Source organism: Streptomyces sp. NPDC004609 (assembly GCF_042873655.1).
Classification (GTDB): domain Bacteria; phylum Actinomycetota; class Actinomycetes; order Streptomycetales; family Streptomycetaceae; genus Streptomyces.
In genome coordinates, this window is sequence record NZ_JBIALS010000003.1 from 332,839 (window position 1) to 354,425 (window position 21,587).

Annotated in this window: 17 protein-coding genes, 1 tRNA gene and 1 pseudogene; 9 read left to right on the forward strand and 10 right to left on the reverse strand. The window is 70.6% G+C overall.

The features are described 5' to 3' along the window. Nucleotides 1-473 precede the first annotated feature (473 nt). The gene (locus ACFYT4_RS04725) at nucleotides 474-1,553 is read left to right on the forward strand and encodes a P1 family peptidase (protein WP_389265245.1); all 1,080 of its coding nucleotides are present in this window, start codon (nucleotides 474-476) and stop codon (nucleotides 1,551-1,553) included. Between the two features lie 142 nt (nucleotides 1,554-1,695). Beyond that, complete coding sequence (locus ACFYT4_RS04730) at nucleotides 1,696-2,499, forward strand: DUF6227 family protein (protein ID WP_389265247.1); 804 nt, start codon at nucleotides 1,696-1,698, stop codon at nucleotides 2,497-2,499. A gap of 178 nt (nucleotides 2,500-2,677) precedes the next feature. Here ACFYT4_RS04730 and ACFYT4_RS04735 read toward each other — a convergent pair whose 3' ends face one another. After that, nucleotides 2,678-4,261 carry an MFS transporter gene (locus tag ACFYT4_RS04735; protein ID WP_389265248.1) on the reverse strand — a complete coding sequence of 528 codons (1,584 nt, stop codon included), beginning with the start codon at nucleotides 4,259-4,261 and terminating at the stop codon, nucleotides 2,678-2,680. A 63-nt stretch (nucleotides 4,262-4,324) separates the two neighbouring features. Between ACFYT4_RS04735 and ACFYT4_RS04740 the strand changes: the two genes are divergently transcribed. Further along, nucleotides 4,325-5,293, forward strand: coding sequence for a helix-turn-helix transcriptional regulator (locus tag ACFYT4_RS04740; RefSeq protein WP_389265250.1), 969 nt, complete (start codon nucleotides 4,325-4,327; stop codon nucleotides 5,291-5,293). A gap of 264 nt (nucleotides 5,294-5,557) precedes the next feature. On the opposite strand, the gene ACFYT4_RS04745 is transcribed toward ACFYT4_RS04740, so the two are convergent. Further along, nucleotides 5,558-6,559, reverse strand: a complete 1,002-nt coding sequence (locus ACFYT4_RS04745; RefSeq protein ID WP_389265252.1) for an RNA polymerase sigma factor RpoD/SigA — start codon at nucleotides 6,557-6,559, stop codon at nucleotides 5,558-5,560. 148 nt (nucleotides 6,560-6,707) lie between these two features. Between ACFYT4_RS04745 and ACFYT4_RS04750 the strand changes: the two genes are divergently transcribed. Beyond that, nucleotides 6,708-7,235, forward strand: coding sequence for a GNAT family N-acetyltransferase (locus tag ACFYT4_RS04750; RefSeq protein WP_389265254.1), 528 nt, complete (start codon nucleotides 6,708-6,710; stop codon nucleotides 7,233-7,235). A 214-nt stretch (nucleotides 7,236-7,449) separates the two neighbouring features. Continuing rightward, nucleotides 7,450-8,487: a questin oxidase family protein gene (locus ACFYT4_RS04755; protein WP_389265255.1), complete on the forward strand. Its 1,038-nt coding sequence runs from the start codon at nucleotides 7,450-7,452 to the stop codon at nucleotides 8,485-8,487. A gap of 135 nt (nucleotides 8,488-8,622) precedes the next feature. Here ACFYT4_RS04755 and ACFYT4_RS04760 read toward each other — a convergent pair whose 3' ends face one another. After that, nucleotides 8,623-9,405 carry a dioxygenase gene (locus ACFYT4_RS04760; RefSeq protein WP_389265257.1) on the reverse strand — a complete coding sequence of 261 codons (783 nt, stop codon included), beginning with the start codon at nucleotides 9,403-9,405 and terminating at the stop codon, nucleotides 8,623-8,625. A 93-nt stretch (nucleotides 9,406-9,498) separates the two neighbouring features. Here ACFYT4_RS04760 and ACFYT4_RS04765 point away from each other — a divergent pair, with 93 nt between their 5' ends. Then, entirely contained in the window at nucleotides 9,499-10,014 is a 516-nt protein-coding gene (locus ACFYT4_RS04765) for a MarR family winged helix-turn-helix transcriptional regulator (protein ID WP_389265259.1), read from the forward strand. A 486-nt stretch (nucleotides 10,015-10,500) separates the two neighbouring features. Here the strand turns inward: ACFYT4_RS04765 and ACFYT4_RS04770 are convergent, their stop codons facing one another. Further along, entirely contained in the window at nucleotides 10,501-12,054 is a 1,554-nt protein-coding gene (locus ACFYT4_RS04770) for an MFS transporter (RefSeq protein ID WP_389265261.1), read from the reverse strand. Between the two features lie 243 nt (nucleotides 12,055-12,297). Then, the gene (locus ACFYT4_RS04775; RefSeq protein WP_389265302.1) at nucleotides 12,298-12,981 is read right to left on the reverse strand and encodes a TetR/AcrR family transcriptional regulator; all 684 of its coding nucleotides are present in this window, start codon (nucleotides 12,979-12,981) and stop codon (nucleotides 12,298-12,300) included. A gap of 436 nt (nucleotides 12,982-13,417) precedes the next feature. Here ACFYT4_RS04775 and ACFYT4_RS04780 point away from each other — a divergent pair, with 436 nt between their 5' ends. Then, complete coding sequence (locus ACFYT4_RS04780; protein WP_389265262.1) at nucleotides 13,418-14,722, forward strand: M6 family metalloprotease domain-containing protein; 1,305 nt, start codon at nucleotides 13,418-13,420, stop codon at nucleotides 14,720-14,722. A 117-nt stretch (nucleotides 14,723-14,839) separates the two neighbouring features. Here ACFYT4_RS04780 and ACFYT4_RS04785 read toward each other — a convergent pair whose 3' ends face one another. Next, the gene (locus ACFYT4_RS04785; protein ID WP_389265304.1) at nucleotides 14,840-16,405 is read right to left on the reverse strand and encodes a class I adenylate-forming enzyme family protein; all 1,566 of its coding nucleotides are present in this window, start codon (nucleotides 16,403-16,405) and stop codon (nucleotides 14,840-14,842) included. A 338-nt stretch (nucleotides 16,406-16,743) separates the two neighbouring features. On the opposite strand from ACFYT4_RS04785, the gene ACFYT4_RS04790 reads away from it, so the two are divergent. Then, nucleotides 16,744-16,816 (forward strand) — tRNA-Arg (locus ACFYT4_RS04790). A 47-nt stretch (nucleotides 16,817-16,863) separates the two neighbouring features. Here the strand turns inward: ACFYT4_RS04790 and xerC are convergent. Continuing rightward, nucleotides 16,864-18,525: pseudogene (gene xerC, locus ACFYT4_RS04795) on the reverse strand (tyrosine recombinase XerC). A gap of 248 nt (nucleotides 18,526-18,773) precedes the next feature. Here xerC and ACFYT4_RS04800 point away from each other — a divergent pair. Next, nucleotides 18,774-20,005, forward strand: a protein-coding gene (locus ACFYT4_RS04800) for an IS3 family transposase (protein ID WP_389265264.1) whose coding sequence is annotated in 2 segments (ribosomal slippage) — nucleotides 18,774-19,097 and nucleotides 19,100-20,005 — 1,230 coding nt in all. Because the reading frame shifts where the segments join, the coding sequence is not laid out codon by codon here. A gap of 155 nt (nucleotides 20,006-20,160) precedes the next feature. On the opposite strand, the gene ACFYT4_RS04805 is transcribed toward ACFYT4_RS04800, so the two are convergent. From ACFYT4_RS04805 to ACFYT4_RS04815, 3 genes are all read right to left on the reverse strand, one after another. Further along, entirely contained in the window at nucleotides 20,161-20,571 is a 411-nt protein-coding gene (locus tag ACFYT4_RS04805; RefSeq protein WP_389265266.1) for an NUDIX hydrolase, read from the reverse strand. A gap of 215 nt (nucleotides 20,572-20,786) precedes the next feature. Beyond that, a complete protein-coding gene (locus ACFYT4_RS04810; RefSeq protein WP_389265268.1) occupies nucleotides 20,787-21,227 on the reverse strand; it encodes an NUDIX hydrolase in 441 nt (146 codons plus the stop codon). Nucleotides 21,228-21,249: 22 nt separating this feature from the next. Further along, nucleotides 21,250-21,587, reverse strand: a 338-nt coding sequence (locus ACFYT4_RS04815; protein WP_389265269.1) for a sulfatase-like hydrolase/transferase, incomplete at its 5' end; no start/stop codon positions are given.

Here is a 21,587-nt window from a genome sequence, read left to right on the forward strand (position 1 = left end):
CCGGGCGCCGCTCCTCGCCTCCAGGGGCGGCAGCGCGCCGCCGTACCGACCGGGCGCCGGTTCCGCGAGGCCCTGCCCGGCCCCGCTGCCGGCTCCCCGACGGCCCACCCGCCCCGGGAGCCGGCAGCGATGCTCCCACCGGCCCGACGGCCGGCGATCCAGGCACCCCGGCTCCCCGCCGGCCGCGAGGGCGGACGGCCAAGGCGACCGGTTCACCAGGAACCCGGATGCCGACAGCACTGCTCCCGGCACCCTGCCGACCCGACGACCGACAGCCGACAGCCGACAGCCGACAGCCCAGGCGACCCAGTTCCCCACGACCCCGGACGCCGACAACACCGCGGCCCGACTCCGTACGGAACCGGCTGATCCATACGCCCCGCTTAACCACACGCCCATACGATCCGCGGAAACCGGATCGGCGCACGCCCGGCGAACAGCCGTGCGGACGATCCGCGTGATACGCAGAAGACATGAGGAACACGAGGGACATGGCGACGAGGAACGACGCCCTGACGGATGTGGCCGGGCTGCGCGTCGGCCACGCGCGTGTGGCGGGTGACCGCGCGCTCAGCGGCACCACCGTCGTCCTCGCGCCGAAGGGCGGTGCGGTCGCCGCCGTGGACGTACGGGGCGGTGGTCCCGGCACCCGGGAGACCGACGCGCTCGATCCCCGCAACCTGGTGCAGCGGATCGAAGCGGTCGTCCTGACGGGCGGCAGCGCGTTCGGGCTCGACTCCGCGAGCGGAGTGATGGCCTGGCTGGAGGAGCAAGGACGCGGAGTCCCCGTGGCGCCCGGACACGTGGTGCCGGTGGTGCCCGCGGCCTGTGTCTTCGACCTCGGGCGGGGCGGCGACTGGACGGCCCGCCCCGACGCCGCGACCGGACGGGCGGCCGTGGAGGCGGCGGCCCGCACGGAGCCGGGTGCTCCGGTCGAGTCCGGTGATGTCGGTGCGGGGACGGGCGCCGTCGTCGGCGGCCTCAAGGGCGGCGTCGGCACGGCGAGCACGGTGCTGGAGGGGGCGGGCGCCGACGGCGCGGATGTCACCGTCGCCGCCCTCGTCGTGGCGAACGCGGCGGGCTCGGTGCTCGATCCGGCGACGGGGGTGCTGTACGGGCTGCACTTCGGCGCGGGAGACGCGCCCGGCCCTCCGGAGTACCCCGCTCCGGCCGTGCACGCGGCGGCGCGGCTGCGGCTGGAGGAGGCGCGCGCGGCGGGCGGGCCGCCTCCGCTCAACACCACCCTCGCCGTGGTGGCGACGGACGCCGATCTCACCCGGGCGCAGGCGCACAAGCTCGCGGGAACGGCGCACGACGGCATCGCGCGCGCCGTGCGTCCGGTCCACCTCCTGAACGACGGGGACACCGTCTTTGCGCTGGCCACGGGCGCCGTGCCGATGGACTCCGAAAACCCGCTCACTTTCAACAATGTGCTGGCAGCGGGCGCCGACGTGGTGACACGGGCGATCGTGCAGGCGGTTCTGGCGGCCCGGGGGGTGAAAGGACCGGGTGGGGTGTTTCCCTCGTACCGTGAGCTGTACGACATCAACTGACATAAAAGACATGCCCATTGAGGGGTGCGGGGAACTTCACAAAGAGTTCCTACGTTTTTCGGAACGATGGACGCACTGTCAGAACCAGGGGCTACTTTTAGCAATCACCGAGTTACTTGTGGCGACGGCCTGGAGACCCACCTTGAACGATCCGTATGAGACAACCGAGACGCACCTCGAGCGACTCCTGGGTCGGGCGCTCAACTCCTTCGATCTGCCGGACACCACCGTCGAGAGACTCGACTCGGCGCTGGCGCACGCGAGTTCGCTGCACTCCTCGCACCACAGCGCGGCCTTCGACCGCGCCACGTACCGGCACGCGTATCTGCTCGCCGACGGAAGTTCCGTCGTCCTGTGGGAGCTGGTGCACAGCACCGGCCCCGCCGGGGTGGAACAGCACGAGGTGTACGCCGACGAGTCCGAGGTCCGTCTCGCCGCCTCCCGACTGCCCGCCGGATTCCCCGGGTTCGCCGACGCGGGCGGCGCCCTGTCCTCGTTCCGCGCGGGCGACTGCGGGCGCGACGGTCTCAGCCCCGCCGATCTGGAGGCCGATCTCGACTCCGACTTCGAGCTCCTCGCCAGTCTGATGGCGGCGCCCCCGGCTCCGCTCCCCCGGATGTACGTCCCGGACAACTCCGCCGACCACGCCCGCCGTGTCCTGCGCCGCGCGGAGAACGAGGACCGGCCCGGCGAGAAGACCGCCCTGCTCCTCCAGGGCGCCTTCGCGCACCACATCACCCAGGTCTTCGGGCGCCAGTGCCGGGTGGCGGGCAAGGACGCGGGTTTCACGATGTACGAGCACGCGTTCCTGCTGCTCGACGGGGCCGAGGTCAGCCTCTGGGAGGTTGAGCACACCGCGACGCCGGACGGACGTCATATGTGCGAGGTCTATCCGACGGAACACGCGGCACGTGAGGCGATGGAGCTCCGGGCTCGGGTCCGCTGAAGCGGACCGGGCGGGCCGGCACGGGCGGGGCGTACGGCCCCGGCATCCGTCCCGCTCAGCGCGAGGCCCCGGGACGGATCCCGGGGCCTCGTGTTCCGTCTGCGTCCGCTCCCTCGCGGGGCGCACAGGGGCAGCGCGCCGGAGTCGGCGCCCCCGCACCCCCGCCCCCTTCAGGGCGTCAGTGCGTCAGCGCGGGCTCCTTGTCCGGGGCGGACGTGGTCTCCTCCTCGGGAGCCGCGCCCTCCAGGTGCTGCTTCGGACGGGCCGGCAGCGCGAACATCAGCAGGAAGATCACGGCGAGGACGGCCACGACCCACCACAGGGAGTTCTGGAAGGCGTCCGAGAACGCCTTCCCCATCCCACTGGGTGCCAGCCGCTCCTCGTCGATCGAGCCGAAGAAGACCACCGAGACCAGCGCCAGCCCCAGGGCGGTACCCACCTGCTGGACCGTGCTGATCAGCCCGGACGCCGACCCCGCGTGCTCGCGGGGGACATCCGACAGGATCGCGTCCGTGAGCGGGGCGACGATCAGCCCCATGCCGACCCCCATCAGCAGCAGCGGTGCCGCCATCTGCCAGGGGTGGATCCCGGTGCCGTACCGCCCGGCCTCCCAGATGTAGAGGAGCAGCCCGGCGATCATCGTCAGCGCGCCCGCCTGGAGCACCTTCCGCCCGAAGAGCGGCACCAGCTTCTGTACGGAGACGCCGGCCGCCACCGACACCGCCAGTGAGAACGGGACGCCCGTCAGACCGGCGCGCAGCGGGCTCCAGCCGAGGCCGATCTGCATGTACAGCGTCCAGACCAGGAAGAACACCCCGATCGCGAGGCCGAAGACCAGCTGGACACCGATGCCGGCGGCGAAGGACTTCACCCGGAACAGGGAGAGTTCGACGAGCGGTGAGCCGTCCTTGCGCACCTTGTACTTCTCGTACGCCACGAACGCGGCGAACACGAACAGGCTGCCCGCCATGCACAGATGACCCCACAGCGGCCACCCCAGCTCACGGCCGCGGGTCAGCGGGTAGATCAGCATCAGCAGCGCGGTGGTGACCAGGACGACACCGACCAGGTCGAGCCGGAGCGCCTGGGGCGCGCGGGACTCGCTGATGAACTTCCGGCCCAGGATCAGACCGGCGATGCCGACCGGGAGGTTGATCAGGAAGATCGGCCGCCACTCCAGGCCGAACAGGTTCCACTGGGTCAGCAGCGCGCCGATCAGCGGCCCGGAAACCGCGCCGAGGCCGACGATCGCGCCGAACAGGCCGAAGACCTTGCCGCGTTCGTGTGCTGGGAAGGTGGCGTGCACGATCGCCAGCACCTGCGGCACCATCAGCGCGGCGGTCGCGCCCTGCAGCAGCCGGGAGGCGACCAGCATCTCCGGGTTCGCGGCGAACCCGCAGAGCGCGGAGGAGAGCGTGAAACCGGTGATGCCGATGAGGAAGAGGCGCTTGCGGCCGTAGATGTCGCCGAGCCGGCCGCCCGTGATGAGTCCGGCGGCGAAGGCGAGCGCGTACCCGGCGGTGATCCACTGGATCGAGCCGAAGGAGGCGTCCAGCGTCCGCTCGATGCTGGGGATCGCGATGTTGACGATGGTGACGTCGACCAGGTCCATGAAGGCGGCGGTCATCACGACGGCGAGGGCGATCCAGCGCCGGCGGTCCGCGGCGGCGTCCGCGGCCACGGACGAGTGCTGCTCGGCCCCGGCTCGGGCCCCGGCTGATGTCGTGCTGGACGTGGGTGACACAGGTGGCTGTGAACTCATGCCCAGAAAGTTAGGGCAGATATAGGCCAGGTCATGTCCTAGTTGCCGGGCATTCTGGAAAACATGACGGACACTCCGGCACGACTCCTGAATCTGCTGTCTCTTCTCCAGACCCCGCGCGAGTGGCCCGGCAGCGAACTCGCCGAGCGCCTGGAGGTGAGCCCAAGGACCATCCGACGGGACATCGACCGGCTGCGCGAGCTGGGCTATCCCGTCGAGGCGACCAAGGGCGCCGTGGGCGGGTACCGCCTGGTCGCCGGTGCCGCGATGCCACCGCTCCTGCTCGACGACGAGGAGGCCGTCGCCATCGCGGTCGGCCTGCGGGCCGGGGCGGGGCACGCGATCGAGGGCATCGAGGAGGCGTCCGTACGGGCGCTCGCCAAGCTGGAGCAGGTGCTTCCGTCCCGGCTGCGGCACCGGGTGACGGCCCTTCAGGCGGCGACGGTCCCGCTGACCCAGGGCGACGGCGCGACCATCGACCCCCGGACGCTCACGGCGATCGCGGGCGCGGCCACCGGGCGCGAACGGCTCCGGTTCGGCTACCGCGCGGGTGACGGTACGGAGAGCAGACGGCTGGTCGAGCCGTACCGGCTGGTGTCGACCGGGCAGCGGTGGTACCTCGTGGCGTTCGACCTGGGGCGGGAGGACTGGCGTACGTTCCGGGTGGACCGGGTGTCCGAGCCGTTCGCCACCGGGGCGAGGTTCACGGCGAGGGAGCTGCCGACGACCGGCGTGGAACTGCTGGGCGCGTCCCGGGCGGGCAGGCCCGAGCACGAGGTGGACGTGACCTTCGAGGCGCCCGCGGGGTTCGTGGCGGCGAGGCTCCCTTCTCACCTCGGCGCACCCGTGGCGACGGGCGAACTGACCAGCCGTCTGCGCACCCGCTCCCACGACTCCGTGGAGTGGCTGGCGCTCCGTCTGGCCCTGGTGGACTGCGAGTTCACCGTGCACGGCCCGGAGGCGCTGATCCTGTACATGGCCGGCCTGGGCGGCCGGCTGGAACGCGCCACGGGCCGGGCCGGGCGCGCCTGAGCGGAAGGGCCGGGGCAGGCCCCGCTCACGGGTGCCTGCCCCGGCTCACGGGTGGCCTCCGGCACGCGCCGGCCGCCACGAGGCCACCCGCACCACGCCGGAATGACACCCGCACAACACCCCGGCACACCACACCGGAATGACACCGGCACAACACCCGGGCCATGGCACGGGCACAACACACCCGCACCACACCGGCACAAGGAAGGACCCCGAGGCCGGGGGGAGGGCCTCGGGGTCCGGTTCGTGGGGCTCGGGAAGCGGTCAGGCCGCTTCGTCGAAGCCCGTGTCCCTGGCCATCCGCTTCAGCTCCAGCAGCGCGTGCTTCTCGATCTGGCGGATGCGCTCACGGGTGAGGCCGTGCTCCTTGCCGACCTCGGTGAGGGTGCGCTCGCGGCCGTCCACGATGCCGTACCGCATGCGGATGATGGACGCGGTGCGCTGGTCGAGCTTGCCGATCAGATCGTCGAGCCCCTCGCTGCGCAGCAGGGTGAGGACGGACTGCTCGGGCGAGACCGCGGAGGTGTCCTCCAGGAGGTCGCCGAACTGGGTCTCACCGGCGTCGTCCACGGCCATGTTCAGGCTGACGGGATCACGCGCCCAGTCGAGGACGTCGGTGACGCGCTCGGGCGTGGAGTCCAGCTCCGCCGCGATCTCCGCGGCCTCCGGCTCACGGCCCTTCTCGCGGTTGAACTCGCGCTGGACACGGCGGATACGGCCCAGCTCCTCGACCAGGTGGACGGGGAGACGGATGGTGCGGGACTGGTCGGCTATGGAGCGGGTGATGGCCTGACGGATCCACCAGGTCGCGTACGTCGAGAACTTGAAGCCCTTGGCGTAGTCGAACTTCTCGACCGCACGCACCAAGCCCGCATTGCCCTCCTGGATCAGGTCGAGCAGGGGCAGACCGCTGCGCGGATAGCGCCGGGCAACCGCCACGACCAGCCGGAGATTCGACCGGATGAAGATGTCCTTGGCGCGCTCGCCGTCCGCGACGAGGGCTTCGAGCTCCTCGCGCGAGGCTCCGCCGGCATCACTCTCGACCTCCTTGTCGAGGATCTGCCGGGCATACACCCCCGCCTCGATGGTCTGAGACAGCTCCACTTCCTTGGCTGCGTCGAGCAGCGGCGTACGCGCGATCTCGTCGAGGTACATGCCGACCAGGTCGCGGTCGGCGATTTCCCCGCCCACTGCGCGAACGCTGCTTGCCCGGTCGGTGGTCCTCTTGGTCTCGGACTGGCGACGGGCGACGGCACGGGTTGCCATGCGAGCTCCCTTGCTGAGTAGGTCGCGACACCCTCCCGGGTGCCCTGCATCCGATGGAATCAACGATTGCAATCCGGACAGAATTCCCGCGCCGCACGTCTATTTTTCTGATCTTGCAGTATCCTGTCCCGCTCCAGAGGGAGGGCAGATGCCGCAGAAACGTACAGAGGTGCAGGTCAGGCCCGGTTCAGAAGCCGATCTCGCGGCCCTGACGGCGCTCTACAACCACTACATCCGTGAGACGCCCATCACGTTCGACACGACCCCCTTCACCCCCGAACAACGTCTTCCGTGGTTGCGTTCCCACTCTGAAGACGGCCCCCACTGCCTTCTGGTTGCTCAGGATGCGGCCGACGGACTCCTCGGATTCGCGACGAGCGGACCCCTTCGGCCCAAGGCGGCCTACTCCACATCCGTCGAGGTCAGCGTCTACTGCGCCCCCGAGGCGGCGGGCCGGGGCATCGGCACCCTGCTGTACAAGTCGCTCTTCGAGGCGCTGGAGGGCAAGGACCTCCACCGCGCCTACGCGGCGATCACCCAGCCGAACGCGGCCTCGGTCCGGCTGCACACCCGCTTCGGCTTCCGCCCCCTCGGGACGTACCACGAGGTGGGCCGGAAGTTCGGCCGGTACTGGGACGTCGCCTGGTACGAGAAGCGGCTCGGACCCGAAGAGTAGGACCACAGCCCGTTACGGCCGGGCGGCACCGCCGCCTAGTGCGGTGACCGGAAAGGTTTGCCGGTGAGCCTGCGGCGTCCGGTGCGGTGCAGCGCAAGGCGGAGGTCCGCAGCTCGTACTCGCCGTACTCGCGCGGTCCGACAACGCGGCGAAGTGCCGTGCCGGGCGTCGCAGGCCGGTGAACGTTTCCGGTCACCGCACTAGAGTCCGGCACATGGAAGCGACGGGCACCGCCGACGACACCACAGGGACACTCGACGAGGCGCTGGAGCGGATCCACCTCAGCGGACCCGAGCGCGAGGGCTGGCTGAGCAATCACGCGCCGATGGCCGTCGAGGCCCTGGTGCGGCACGGCCAGGCGCGGACCGCGCACCGGTGGCTCGACCGCTACCGCGACAAACTGGAGGCCATGCCGGGCCCCGACACCCCGGTGACCGCCGGCAACTGGCGGGCGGCGCTCGGCGATCCGCGCAGGATCGCCGACTGGGCCCGCCACTTCGAGCGGGAGACGGCGGAGCGGCCGTGGCGGGAGGTCCTGGCCGAGTGGTGGCCGCGGCTGCTGCCGGGCATCGCCGGAGGTGCCACGCATCCGGTGATCCGGGTGGGCCACGCCGTACGCACCCTGCTGACCACCGAGCCGACCGGACCCCGGGTCACGGAGCTGGCGCACGCCCTCGGCTACTGGACCGCCCGGCACCGGCCGCTGCCGGAGACACGGCCCCCGGCGGGCACCACCTCCCCGACGGGCGCCGCCGCCGCGCTGGACGCCGTACCGGCCGTGCCCGATCAGTCCGGCGGTATCGAGCACCGGCTGCGGCAGCTGACCGTCTTCCCCGCGTGGGCCGGGACCGGGACCGATCCGGAGGCCGCCCATGCGCGGCTGCGGGAGCTCGTCACCGCCTCGACACACCGGTACGCGGGCTTCGGACACGGCGCTCCGGTGATGCTGGTGCACGCGGCCACGGCGCCCAATGCCGTACTGCGGACCCTGCCCGCGCTGCCCCGGGGACTGTGGGCTCCGAGTCTGGGGGCGGCGTGGGCGGCGAGTGCCGCGGTCACCGCCGCGTACAGTCCGGCCGAGCCGGTCCCGTACGCCCCCGCCGGGCAGACCCCGGAGGAGATCTTCGAGCGGGCCGCCGCGCACGGGGACGATCACACCATCAAGTTCACGGACACGGCTCTCGACGTGGGCGACGGGACGGCGCTGGCCGCGGCGGTGCGGTCGATCGAGCTGAACGTCCCGTTCCTGTAGGTGCCGCAATCCCGGTCTCCGGGCGGGGCTCAGGGCCTCAGAGGGCCGCCGCTGCCGGAGCCGCCCGGCCGGTCCCGCGGGTGCCGCCCTTCTGGGAGCGGTCGGGACGCCGGGCCGCACGCGGTCACACGGCCGTCAGCCGAACTGGACCGAGCGCTTCGCCAGGCCCATCCAGAAGCCCTCGATCACACTCCGCCCGTTCTTCAGCTCACCCTGGGAGGCCCCCAGGGTGACGAAGAGGGGAGCGAAGTGCTCGGTCCGCGGGTGCGCGAGCCGACCCGCCGGGGACTTGTTCTCGAAGTCCAGCAGCGCGTCCACGTCGGCCGCAGCCAGCGCCCGCCGGCCCCAGTCGTCGAACTCGGCCGACCAGCCGGGAATCCCGCCCTGCCGCAGCGCGGCCAGATTGTGGGTGAAGAACCCGCTCCCGACGATCAGCACACCCTCGTCCCGCAGCGGGGCGAGCTTGCGCCCGATGTCCATCAGCTTCTGCGGATCGAGGGTCGGCATCGAGATCTGGAGCACGGGCACGTCCGCGCCCGGGAACATCTCCACCAGCGGGACGTACGCGCCGTGGTCCAGGCCCCGGTCCGGGATGTCCTGTACGGGGGTACCGGCGCCGCGCAGCAGCTTCCGTACGGAGTCGGCGAGTTCCGGAGCGCCGGGCGCCGCGTACCGAACGTCGTAGTAGTGCCGGGGGAAGCCCCAGAAGTCGTACACCAGCGGCACCGTCTCGGTGGCGCCGAGCGCGAGCGGGGCCTCCTCCCAGTGCGCGGAGACCATCAGGATCGCCTTGGGGCGCGGCAGCCCGGCGGACCACGCGGCCAGCTCCCCGGGCCAGACCGGGTCATCGGCCAGCGGCGGCGCCCCGTGCGACAGATAGAGCGCGGGCATGCGCTCCACGGAGGGGGTGGCGGTCATGAGGAGACTCCGATCTACTTGAATTCTCAAGTGAGAGACCCACCGTAAATCCAAATAGTTCAACTTTCAAGAACTGGTCGTACAGTAGGAGGTATGAACACGGCATCCACGGGCGGAGGCAAGCGCGCGCCGCGCTGGCTCACCGATGACGAACAGCGCGTCTGGCGCGCCTATCTCCATGCCACCAGGCTCTTCGACGACCACCTCGACCGCCAGTTGCAGCGTGATGCCGGTATGCCGCACATCTACTACGGACTGCTCGTCGAGCTGTCCCAGGCCCCGCAGCGCCGTAAGCGGATGACCGAACTGGCCATCGACGCCAAGATCACCCGCTCCCGGCTCTCGCACGCCGTCGCCCGTCTGGAGAAGCACGGCTGGGTGCGCCGCGAGGACTGCCCCTCCGACAGGCGCGGGCAGAACGCCGTACTGACGGACGAGGGCCACGAGGTGCTGAAGCAGGCCGCGCCCGGCCATGTCGAGGCCGTACGGCAGGCCATGTTCGACCGCCTCAGTCCCGAGCAGGTGGAGCAGCTGGGCGAGATCATGCGGATCATGGCGGAGGGACTTCAGCCGCAGGACTCGGGGGCGGATCTTCCCTGGCTGAGGTGATCCCGGCGGCCCGGCCCCGACCCGACCGACCCGCCCGACCCGACCCGCCCGGCCGAACCCGAAGCACCCGGGCCTGAAGCACCCGGGCACCCAGAGACCCGGCCGCGGCGATCCCGTACCCCCTGCTCGCCCCGACACCACCGACATCGCGCACGCCCCCGACACCACCGACACCTTCCTCGGCCGATGCACCGGCCGATGCCCGTCCGGCGACGCGCACCGGTACGCGAGAGGGCCCGCCCGGATGCGATCCGGACGGGCCCCTTCGTGCAAGCTCCCAGGTGGTACAGCCCCTCGGACGGTACGCGGCCTCCCGGGCCGGACGGCATCCCCGCCGTACGGCCTCTGCGCGGTCCGCCCCCTACCGGGCACGAACGCTCCCCGGTACGACCGCTACCGGCTACGGTTTCCGCCCGTTACGGCTTCCGCGGTGCTCCGCACCCTTCGGTACGGAGCACCCCGGGACCCCTCACCGGCGGCCGCGCCTCAGTGCACGACGACGGGGATCTTCGTCTCCGCGTGCTCGCCGTCCTCCGAGGAGGCCCCGGGCTCGCCCGCGCCCGGACGACCCGCGTTGACGAGCACGACCGCGATCACCGTGGAGCCGACCAGGATGCCGACCGCCCACCAGATCGCGGACGTGAAGCCGTGCACCATGCCCTGGAACTCCAGCAGCCTCGGGTCGTTCGCGGTGGCCGCGCGGGCGGCGATGTAGGAGGTGGTCGCCGATGCCGCGATGGTGTTCAGCAGCGCCGTGCCGATCGCGCCGCCCACCTGCTGGGAGGTGTTGACCATCGCGGAGGCCACTCCGGCGTCGGTCGGCTCCACCCCGTAGGTGGAGAGGGACATCGCCGGCATGAAGGCCGTACCCATACCGAGGCCGAGCAGCAGCTGCGCGGGCAGGATGAGACCGGCGTACGAGCTGCCGATCTCCAGCTGGGTGAGCAGCAGCATGCCGACCGCGGCGACCAGGAAGCCGGGGCCCATCAGCATCCGCGGCGGGACACGGGTCATCAGGCGGGTGCCGATCTGGGTCGAGCCCACGACCATGCCCACGATCATCGGCAGGAACGCGAAGCCTGTCTTGACCGGGGAGTATCCCTTCACGACCTGGAGGTAGAAGGTCAGGAAGAGGAACAGCCCGAACATCGCGATCACGGCGAGCCCGAGGGAGAGATAGACGCCGCCCCGGTTCCGGTCGGTCACCACGCGCAGCGGCAGCAGCGGGGACTTGACCTTGGTCTCGGTGACGACGAAGGCCGCCAGGAGGACGACGGAGGCGATGAACATGGCGACCGTCAGGCCGTCCGTCCAGCCGGCGGACTCGGCGCGGGTGAAGCCGTACACCAGCGCCACCAGACCGAGTGTCGACAGGACGACACCGGGAACGTCGAGCGAGGAGCGGTTGCGCGCGCTCTCCGGCTCACGGATCACCAGATACGCGCCGATGGCGGCGATGACGGCGAACGGGATGTTGACGTAGAAGGTCCAGCGCCAGTTCAGGTACTCGGTCAGGAAGCCACCCAGGATCAGCCCGACCGCGCCACCGCCACCGGCGATCGCGCCGTAGATGCCGAACGCCTTCGCCCGCTCCTTGACGTCGGTGAACATCACCGCGAGCAGGGAGAGCGCGGCGGGTGCGAGCAGCGCGCCGAACACACCCTGGAGGCCGCGGGCCCCGAGCATCATGGCCTGCCCGGTGGCCGCGCCGCCGAGCGCGGAGGCCGCGGCGAAGCCGATGAGACCGACCACGAAGGTGCGCTTACGGCCCCAGAGGTCGGCGATCCTGCCGCCGAAGAGCAACAAGCCGCCGAACGCGAGCGCGTAGGCGGTGATGACCCACTGCCGGTTGCCGTCGGAGATGCCGAGGTCCCGCTGCGCGGTGGGGAGCGCGATGTTCACGATCGTCGCGTCGAGCACCACCATCAGCTGGGCCAGGGCGATGAAGACGAGCGCTTTCCAGCGCCGGGGATCCGGCAAGGCCGTGTCCTTTGCCGTTCCAGGAGCCGTGCCTGGCGTTGTGCCGGGTGTTTTTGACATGGAGGTAGCCACCTAGGGGTGCGAAGAGGTCATAAAGGACGTACTGCTGAGGGGTACTGCTGTCCCGGGCCACGTTCGGCGCGACTCCCGGACGAGGTCACTGCCACGAGGTCACTGGCACGCGATCACTGCCGCGTGATCACCGCTGCCCTGTCACACTGCTGCTTGGTCACACTGCCGCCCCGTCACTTCCGCTTGATCACTTCTGCTTGATCGCCGTCCCGGTCGCCTGCCGGCTGGTCATCAATGGGTCTTGGGTCCGCGCAGGTCCTCCAGGGTCGCCGCCCGGCCCGGCAGCTCGGAGCGCGCGGGCGCTTCGAGGCCGTCCAGGAACAGTTCGAGATGACGGTGGACGAAGGTGTCGTTGCTCAGGCACGCGCTGCCGGGGAGCGGCCGGGTGAGCTGGGAGATGGCGATCATCAGATCGCCGACGCCCACGTCGGCACGCATCCGGCCGGCCGACTGCGCCCGCTCGATGAGGGCCGCCACAGCCGCTTCGAGGCGGTCGCGCCCCTCGATCAGCTCGGGGTGCTCCTCGTCGAAGCTGCCGGAGATCATGGGACACAGCGCTCCGGTCCGCTCATCGGCCGCCGCGTGCACGAACCTCCGTACGGCGGCGAACGTGTCGGCCTCCTCGGCCGCCGCCCCCATCGCCCGGTCGCAGGTACGGCTCAGGACGGCGACGACGACCTCGTGGACGAGCGAGGGGCGGTCGGGGAAGTGGCGGTACAGCGTGGCGTTGCCGACGCCCGCACGGCGCGCGATCTCGTCGAACGGCACCTCGGGCCCGAACTGGACGAACATCTCCCGCGCCGCCGACACGATCCGCTCCCGGTTGCGCAGGGCATCCGCCCTGGGGCGAGGAGCGCGTCGCGGGGCGAGGACGGCGGGCGCCGCGGCACCGGTCTCGGTTCCGGCCGCGTCCACCGCTCCGGCTCCGGCCCCGCCACCGGCCCGCCCACCGGTCCCGGTCCGCGTCCCCGTACCCGTCCGCGTACCGGCCCGGGCTTCGGACGCGGCGGCACCGGTCTGTGCGGCGGCGGGCGCTGCGGACGCCTTGCCGACGACTTCGGCGGCGGGGGTCACGGCTCCACTTCCCTTCGCCTCACGTTCCGTCCCACCCCGGGAATGAACCGGGGACCGGCTCCCCGTTTCGTGGGGACACGAGTTCAAACGGGGAAAGGATCCCCGCTTATTTCCCCGATCCATGTGACCTGCATCACATCTCCTCACCCATGCGGCGGCGCGACGATGCCCTGAACGGCCCAGTTCCGCGCGCGCACTCCCCCCACCCGTCACAGGCTGATCGGACACAGAGCAGCCAGGATCCGGCCTGCTGCCACGGAGCCCCGAAGGCGGTCGTATGCGGCAAGCGCGCCACCGGATACCCCCGACCAGCCGGATACCCGGAACGCCCGGGTCCCGCCGCCTCGGCGTGCTCGCTGCCCTGACAGCTCTCGCGTTCGCCGCCCTGACCACGGCCAGCGCCACTCTCCCGCCCCCCACCCGCGCCAACGCCGGCCCCGTGGCCTCCTCCCCCGACCGGATGGGAGTGGGGCCGTGCCGCCTCCCCGCCGCCCTGGGCATCCAGATGTCCGAGGGCCTGCCCACCCCGCCCGGGTACTCCCCCTCCACCGGTGAGATCCGCGCCCTCAACCTGATGATCGACTTCCCCGACGCGGCGGGCGAGGGCCAGGCGATGGACCGCCTCGGGGAGTTCTTCCCCCAGACCTCGGAGTGGTTCCGGACCAGCTCGTACGGACGCCTCAGCTATCTCCCCCAGGCCCCCGTCACCGAATGGCTGCGGATGCCGCTCCCGTTCGCCTCGTACGGGATAGAGCGCGGCTCCCCCTACGAGCCGAGCTACCGCCAGCTCGTCGAGGACCTCGTGACGGTGGCCGACGCGAAGGTGGATTTCAGCGAGTACGACCTGGTCAATGTGCTGGTCACCCCCAACGCGGGCCCGTCCGCGCTGGACACCGTGCTCTCCGTGACCTTCTCCGGCAACATCGAGGCCCCGGTCGCCGACGGCGTACCGCTCGCGAACACGTCCTTCGTCTACAGCCGCCAGGACGACGGCTCGGGTTCGTACGCCGAGACCGGCTTCCGGGTACTCCCCCACGAGAACGGCCATGTCTTCGGCCTGCCCGACCTCTACACCTCGGAGGGCGGGGGCGCGGTCGGCCACTGGGACATCATGTCCGAGGACTGGGGGGCCAACAACGACCTCCTCGGCTGGCACAAGTGGAAGCTGGGCTGGCTGGACTCCGACCAGATCAACTGCGTCTCCTCCTCCGGCACCACCGAGTACACCCTGACCCCGCTGGCCACCACGGGCGGCTCGAAGATGGCGATCGTGCCGGTGACCCCGGACACCGGTTACGCCGTGGAGGTACGCACCAGGGCGGGCAACGACGACGCCGTCTGCCAGCCGGGCGTACTGATCTACCGCGTCCAGTCCACGGTGGACACCGGCCACGGACCGGTCACGGTCGCGGACGGCAACGACGACAGCGGCGGCTGCACCCGGCGGCCCAATGTGCACGCCGAACTGTCGGACGCGCCGTACAAGCCGGGCCAGTCCTTCACGGACAAGAAGCACGGGGTGCAGATCTCGGTGGTGTCGGAGGACCGGGGTGAGTACCGGGTCCGGGTGACACGTTCCTGAGCCGGCGGCCGACGACGGCCGGCCCGATCGACCGGGAACGGTCCCGGTACGACGCGGGCGAGGAGGCGGGCCGGGACCGGAGGTGTCACAGCCGGGACCGGAGGTGTCACATCGGACTCAGCCCTCGCCTGCGGAACCCGTCCCGCTCCCGGAGGCGCCCCTGATGCGCGCGGCGAGGGGCTCGCGCAGCTCCCGCTTGAGGATCTTCCCCGTGGGGTTGCGGGGCACGTCCCCGATGACCAGATGCGCGGGCACCTTGAAGGCGGCGAGCCGGCCGCCCGCGTACTCCTTCAGCGCGTCCGGCGTGACGGACGCCCCGCCGCGCAGCCGTACGACGGCCGCGACCTCCTCCCCCAGGACGGGGTGGGGCACCCCGACGACGGCGGCGTCGGCGACATCCGGGTGCTCGTGCAGGACGGCCTCGACCTCGGCGCAGTACACGTTCTCGCCGCCCCGGATCACGATGTCCTTGATCCGGTCCACGATGCTGATCAGACCATCGCTCATGGTCGCGAGATCACCGGTCCGCAACCAGCCGTCCGGAGTGAAGGCGGCGGCCGTCGCCTTCACGTCGCACCAGTAGCCGCGGACGAGCGACTGCCCGCGCAGCCACAGCTCACCGGCCTCCCCCTCGGGCAGGGCCTCACCGGCGGGCCCGCAGATCCGGGCCTCGACGGCGGGCGCGGGCCGTCCCACACTGCCCGGACGCGCCCGGTACTCGTCGCCGAAGTTGGCGAGGACACCCCCGCTGGTCTCGGTGAGGCCGTAGCCGGTACGGGGATCGATCCGGTGCCCGTACCGGGCGGTGAGCCGCGCGACCAGGTCGGGCGGCGCGGCGGCTCCTCCCGTACTGAGGTGGGTGAGCGACTCCAGGCCGCCACCACCAGTGCCGCCGCTGTTCTCCGCGACGTCCAACAGTTCGAGCGCGGTGGCCGGCACACCGGAGTAGTGGGTGACCCCGTGCTTACCGATGAGCGCGAGCGCCTCGGCCGGGTCCCACTTCCGCATCAGTACGAGGGTGCCGCCCACGGCCATCGTCGAGTACAGGGTCGTGAACGCGGCCACATGGAAGAAGGGGAACGTCATCAGCGCGACGGGCGCGGGCCCCTGCCCCGGCAGCACCCCGCGCGCCAGGGCCGCCGCCGCGGCGTGGAACCGCGGATGGACCGCCGCCCCCGCCTGGGCGAGCTGGGTGGCCACCGCCCCCTTGGGCCGGCCGGTGGTCCCCGAGGTGTAGATGATCGTGGCGTCGTCCTCGGCCGCCGGCTCGACGGCGGGCGGCGCCGCGAAGGGATCGGGCTCCCCGAAGTCCTCGTACCGCTCGATCCCGGCCGAGATCTCCCCGTCGTGATGGAACACGACCACCCGCGCCCCGACCCGCTTGCGCCAGGAGTCCACCCTCGCCAGCCGCTCCCCGTCGACGAGCAGCACCCTCGGAGTGCAGTCGTCGAGCGCGTACGCCAACTCCTCCTCCGTCCACCACGCGTTCAGCGGCACGGCGACGAGCCCGGCCAGCTGGGCGGCCCAGAACGCGATCTGCCACTCGGGGTGATTGCGCATCGCGATGCCCGCCCGCTCACCCGGCCGCAGCCCGTACTCGTCGACGAGCCTCCGGGCGAGCGCGCAGGCGGCGGCGAAGAACTCACGGTAGGTGTACGTGCCGCTCCCGGCGATCAGGAACATCCGGTCGCCGAAGCCCCACGTCGCCTCCACGAACTCCTTGAGCGTGCGTGGCGCGTCGGCGTACAGCAGCCCGCCGTCCTCCCCCCGTACCACGGCAAACGGCCCACCCGGCGCGGTGAGGGCCGTTTCATGACGTCGGTGCGTTTCGGGGTGCGGCACGGTCGCCCTCTCCCAGCGTTCGCTCGGTACGAGCGGCGACGGTATGCGGCACCCCCGCACCCGTCAAGCTCCCCTCCCCACCCTTCCCCCGGCCCGCCCCTGACCTGCCCAAACGATAACGTTGCCTGCCTGCACCCCTTATCCGCTACGCTAGTCGCCGGGTCTCACCGAGATCCCCCGCCTTCGTAGCTCAGGGGATAGAGCACCGCTCTCCTAAAGCGGGTGTCGCAGGTTCGAATCCTGCCGGGGGCACAACGCGTTACCGCTCTGACCTGGGGTTTCTCCCTCAGGGAGGGGTTCTATTCGGCCTCGGACTCGTCGTCCGGGGCCGTTTGCGTGAGCGGTGCGTGCGCGGACGGAGAGTTGATCTCCTGAATTTCCCCCAACCGATCAACACCATTCGGCACGATCTCCGAGCCGGGCTCGTCGGGCTCTGACCCGGGCTCGGGCTGGGGCTCGGCGGTGGGTCGTGCACGCGGCACGAGCCTGGCCGCAGCCTCGGCGATGGCCAGGTCCGCCTCGGGGAACAGGCTCGTGTACGTGTCGGCCGTGATGGTGATCGACGAGTGGCCGAGCATCTCCTGGATGTCCTTCAGGTCGGCTCCGGCCGCGCGAGCCAGGGTCGCGGCACCGTGACGCAGGTCGTGAAAGCGAATCGGCGGAAGGCCGATCTCCTCGTACAGCTCGATGAACCGGCGGGTGACGTTGGCGGGGTGGAGCAGTTCGCCGTTCTCCCGGGTGAAGACGCGACCGGTCTCCACCCAGGCGCTCCCCCACCTCTCTCGGTCCTCGTCCTGCTGAGCGCGGTGGCGCTTCAGCGCGTCGACCGTGTCGGAGTCCAGGGCGATGGTGCGCGCGCCGGAGTCGGTCTTGGGGTCGTCCTCGTACACCTCCCAGCCATCGACGACGAGTTGCTTGGCGACGGTGATGGACCCGGTCGCCAGATGCGTGTCCATCCACTTCTGGCCGCATGCCTCGCCGCGTCGCAGTCCGCGGAACGCCGCCAGGTGGAACAGCGCGTAAAGGCGGTCCTCGGCGACATGGTCGAGGAAGAGGCCGGTGTGCTGAGGCGTCCAGACCATCACCGGGGAGGGCTTCTCACCGGTGCGCTTTCAGTACAGGATCCGCTCGTCCGTCCAGACGAGGGCCTTGGGGCGCTTGCCCGCTTCCAGCTCGACGTGGGCGGCCGGGTTGAAGGTGATCAGCTGCTGGGCGATGGCAGCGTTCAGCGCGGCTCTGAGAGTGGAGCGGACCCGCTGGCGTGTGGCCGCGCCGACGATCCGGCGGTAGGGCTCCATCCCGTCGATGGCTGCCTTCATCACCTTGCGATGAGCGCGGTGTTCGCGGCCCTTCCAGGGGATCTGCGCCAGATCCTCGAACGCCTTGCGCCTGGCCGCGTTGCCTTCGGCTATCTCGACGTTGGCCTCGGCGATGGCCTCGAACAGCTCCGACAGGTGGGCCACGCGAAGACGGTCGAGCCGGAGGTGGCCGATGCGCGGCTTGAGGTGGACACGGATGTTGCTCTCGTCGCGACTGATCGCGCTCTGGCGCCCCTTCTTGCCGGCCAGCCACATGTCCAGCCAGTCCCCGACGGTGAGGCGGCTGGTCAGGTCGAGGCCGTGGGCGAGGCGCCGCCGGGTGGCCTCGATGTCCGGCAGCGGTGACTTCTCGTCGGCGACCAGCTCCAGAAGGGCGGCGATCTGTGCGAGGCCCTCGGGGTCGTCGCTTTCGGCGAGGCCGACAAGAGCGCGTACGTGATCGAGGTCGGCCTGGGCAGCCTTCAGGGCGTCGTAGCCGGCGCGGCTGAAGGAACGGCGGGTGCCGTCTTCGCGGGGCGGGAGTTCCTGGCGTATGGAGTAGGAACCGTGCTTCCGGCTGGTGAGTTTGGGGCAGTTCTTGCCGAGCGGCTTACCGGTACGGGGGTCGCGGCAGTAGCAGCGGCGGTGGGTGGAGCCCTTCAAAGACGTTCCTCCAGATGGGGGTTGGTGTCGGTTTCGGGTGGGTCGACGTCGCGGAGTGCGGGCGGGAGGTCGGGTGGGGTGGCACCGTCGTCACGGATCTTGCGACGGAGGCTGCGGAGCTGGTACTTGGCGGTGATGGCCCGGTCCGCGTACTCGGCCTGCTTGCGTTCCGCTTCTTCCCGCTGAGCCCGGCCGGTGGCGGTCTTCTGAGCCCGGCCCCGGCAGGGGCCGGGTAGGAGGCATCTTTTATGGTGATGAAGATCTACTCGCCCGAGTTCAAGGCGGACGCGGTCGCGCTGTACCTGTCGGATCCGGGCCACACCTTCGAGGGCATCGGCAAGGATCTGGGGGTCAGCCGGGAGACGCTACGTAACTGGGTGCGGGCCGAACGGGCCCGCCACGGCGGGGGCAGCACGACGAGTACGGAGATGAACACGGTGGATTCCCCGCCGACGGCCGAGGAGCTTCAGGCCGAGAACGAGGCCCTGCGCCGGGAGCTGGCGGCAGCGCGCAAAGAGATGCAGAAACTCGCCACTGAGCGGGACATTCTCCGCAAGGCGACGAAGTTTTTCGCACAAGAGATGACCTGGTGACCAACCGCTTCCAGTTCGTCGAGGACCACCACCGCGCCTGGGGCGTGAAGCGGTTGTGTGCCGTGCTGGAGGTCGCCCGCTCCAGCTTCTACAAGTGGCGGGCCGGCCGCGCAGCCCGCGCCGCACGCGAGCAGGCGGACGCCGCGCTCGCCGGGCGGATCCAGGCCGTGCACGCCGAGTGGGACGGCACCTACGGCCGCCCCCGCATCACCGCCGAGCTGCACGACGACGGCGAGCGCGTGAACCACAAGCGCGTCGGACGGATCATGCGGAAGTTCGGCATCGCCGGGCTGCGGCTGCGCAGGCGCCAGGTCACCACCGTGCCCGAACCGTCCGCCACCCCTGTGCCGGACCTGCTGGGGCGCGACTTCACCGCCACCGCGCCGAACACCACGTACGTCGGCGACATCACCTACCTGCCGGTGGGCGACGGCGAGTTCCTGTATCTGGCGACGGTGATCGACTGCTTCTCGCGCCGCCTGGTGGGCTGGTCGATCGCCGATCACATGCGCACCGAGCGGGTCACCGACGCGCTCCGGGCAGCCGCCCGGGCCCGCGGCAGCCTGGCCGGCGCCGTCTTCCACAGCGATCACGGCGCCCAGTACACGTCCCGCGAATTCGCTGCCGTCTGCGCCGAGTTGGGGGTGCGGCAGTCCATGGGCGCGGTCGGCACGAGCGCGGACAACGCACTCGCCGAGTCGTTCAACGCGGCCCTCAAACGCGAGACGCTCCGTGGCGCCCGCCGCTTCGACGGGGCCCGCGCCTGCCGCCTGGCGGTCTTCCGCTGGATCACCCGATATAACACCCGCCGACGGCACTCGGCGAACGGACAGCAGGCGCCGATCACCTACGAACAACAGTCGGCTACCCTGACACTTGCCGCATAACGACACGAACAGGTGTCCACTCTTCGGGGACAAGGCCCAGGCCCACTCCCGCAGTTGGTTGCCAAGCCCAAAAGAAGCGGCTGAAGCGACGCGGCGCAAGCTCCGCCGATTCAGCCGCTTCCGGCCTACCGATGCACGATGGGCTGGTGGCGGCGTCAGCCCAGTGTGGCGTCCAGGTGCTGCTGTACCGGTTCGAACAGGCCGTACGGAACGTACTGGGGAATGTCTGAGTGGGCGACCCAGGCGAGTTCGTCCAGCTCTTCGGTGTCAGCAACGTGCGCGGTGCCGCTGACCACTTCGCAGGCGGTGTAGGACATCAGCCGCCTGGTCGCTGGATGGATGCGCTCGCCGAGCAGCTTGAGGGCGTTCACCTTCAACCCGGTCTCCTCGTGAGTCTCCCGTACAGCAGCGCTCTCGCGCGATTCGCCGGGATCGACCTCCCCGGCGGGGAACTGCCAAGAAAGTCGGCCCTCGTTGACCCGACGCCGCACCATCAGCACTCGGCTGTCGTGTACGACGATGGCCGCGGCGATCCCGGGCCGCTCGTCAGCGTTCTGCTGTGTCACGTCTGCTCCTCCAGGATGGGTGGGAAGGTCGTATCGACGGGAATGAAACAGGGCACTGATTTTCTGGACACCCGCAGTCGGGGTTCTCTGCAGGCTGTCGCCGTATCCGTTCAGGCATCCGGCCTGGCGCGACTGCCACAGAAGGTTCCGGACCTGGCACGGAACCGGGGTGGTGGCATCCGGCCTGAACCTGATGGCCAACGGCGCTCCCAGCTTCACGCACTCGCCCGAGCAGCCAGCATGAGTGCGAGAGGACCGGCGGGAAGAAGGAAACGGCCCTCGGTAGCGGCTTGTACGGCTTCGTCCATGGGCCACCACGTCAGCTTGTAATCCAGTTCGCTGGGGGTCAGCTGTTGCGGGCCCAGAGAGAGCCTGCGCGCCTCGAAAAGGTTGACACGAGCGGGCGAAGCGAGAGTGATGGCATACGAACCCAGCGGGCTCCATGCTTCGGCAGTGATCCCTGCTTCCTCCGCGAGTTCTCGCCGGGCGCACTGTTCCGGAGTCTCGCCGTCCTCCCTACGTCCGCCTGGCAGAAACAGATACTCGCCGCCGTGGTCGGGGAAGTGGGCGGACAGGATTGCTACCTGTCCCGTCCCGTCCACGGCTACGACCACGGACGCGTCGCGGGCAGGGGTGCTGGTGCTGTCGTCGCTCATGCGACGCGAGAGTAGCGGTGCGTCAGGACAGCCAGGCCGCGAACGGGACGTTGGTGACTTCCGGGCGGACGATTCCCCGCCCCCGGTATCCACCCTCCCCGAAGGCGTCACCGTGATCGGCACACATGATGATCAGCCAACGGAGATCGCGGGTCAGCGTGTCGATCAGCCGTCCAAGATGGGTGTCGACATAGGTGAGGGCAGCGATCTGGGAGCGGACGCTGTCTGTGCTGTCCCCGATGTAGAAGCCATGGGGTACATGGGTGGGCCTTGACCCCGAATCCTGAACACGGGTTATGCGGCTGATGCCAGCGTAGTTGGTGGTGCTTCGAGTGTGGCTTCGTAGGTGATGGGGCTGCG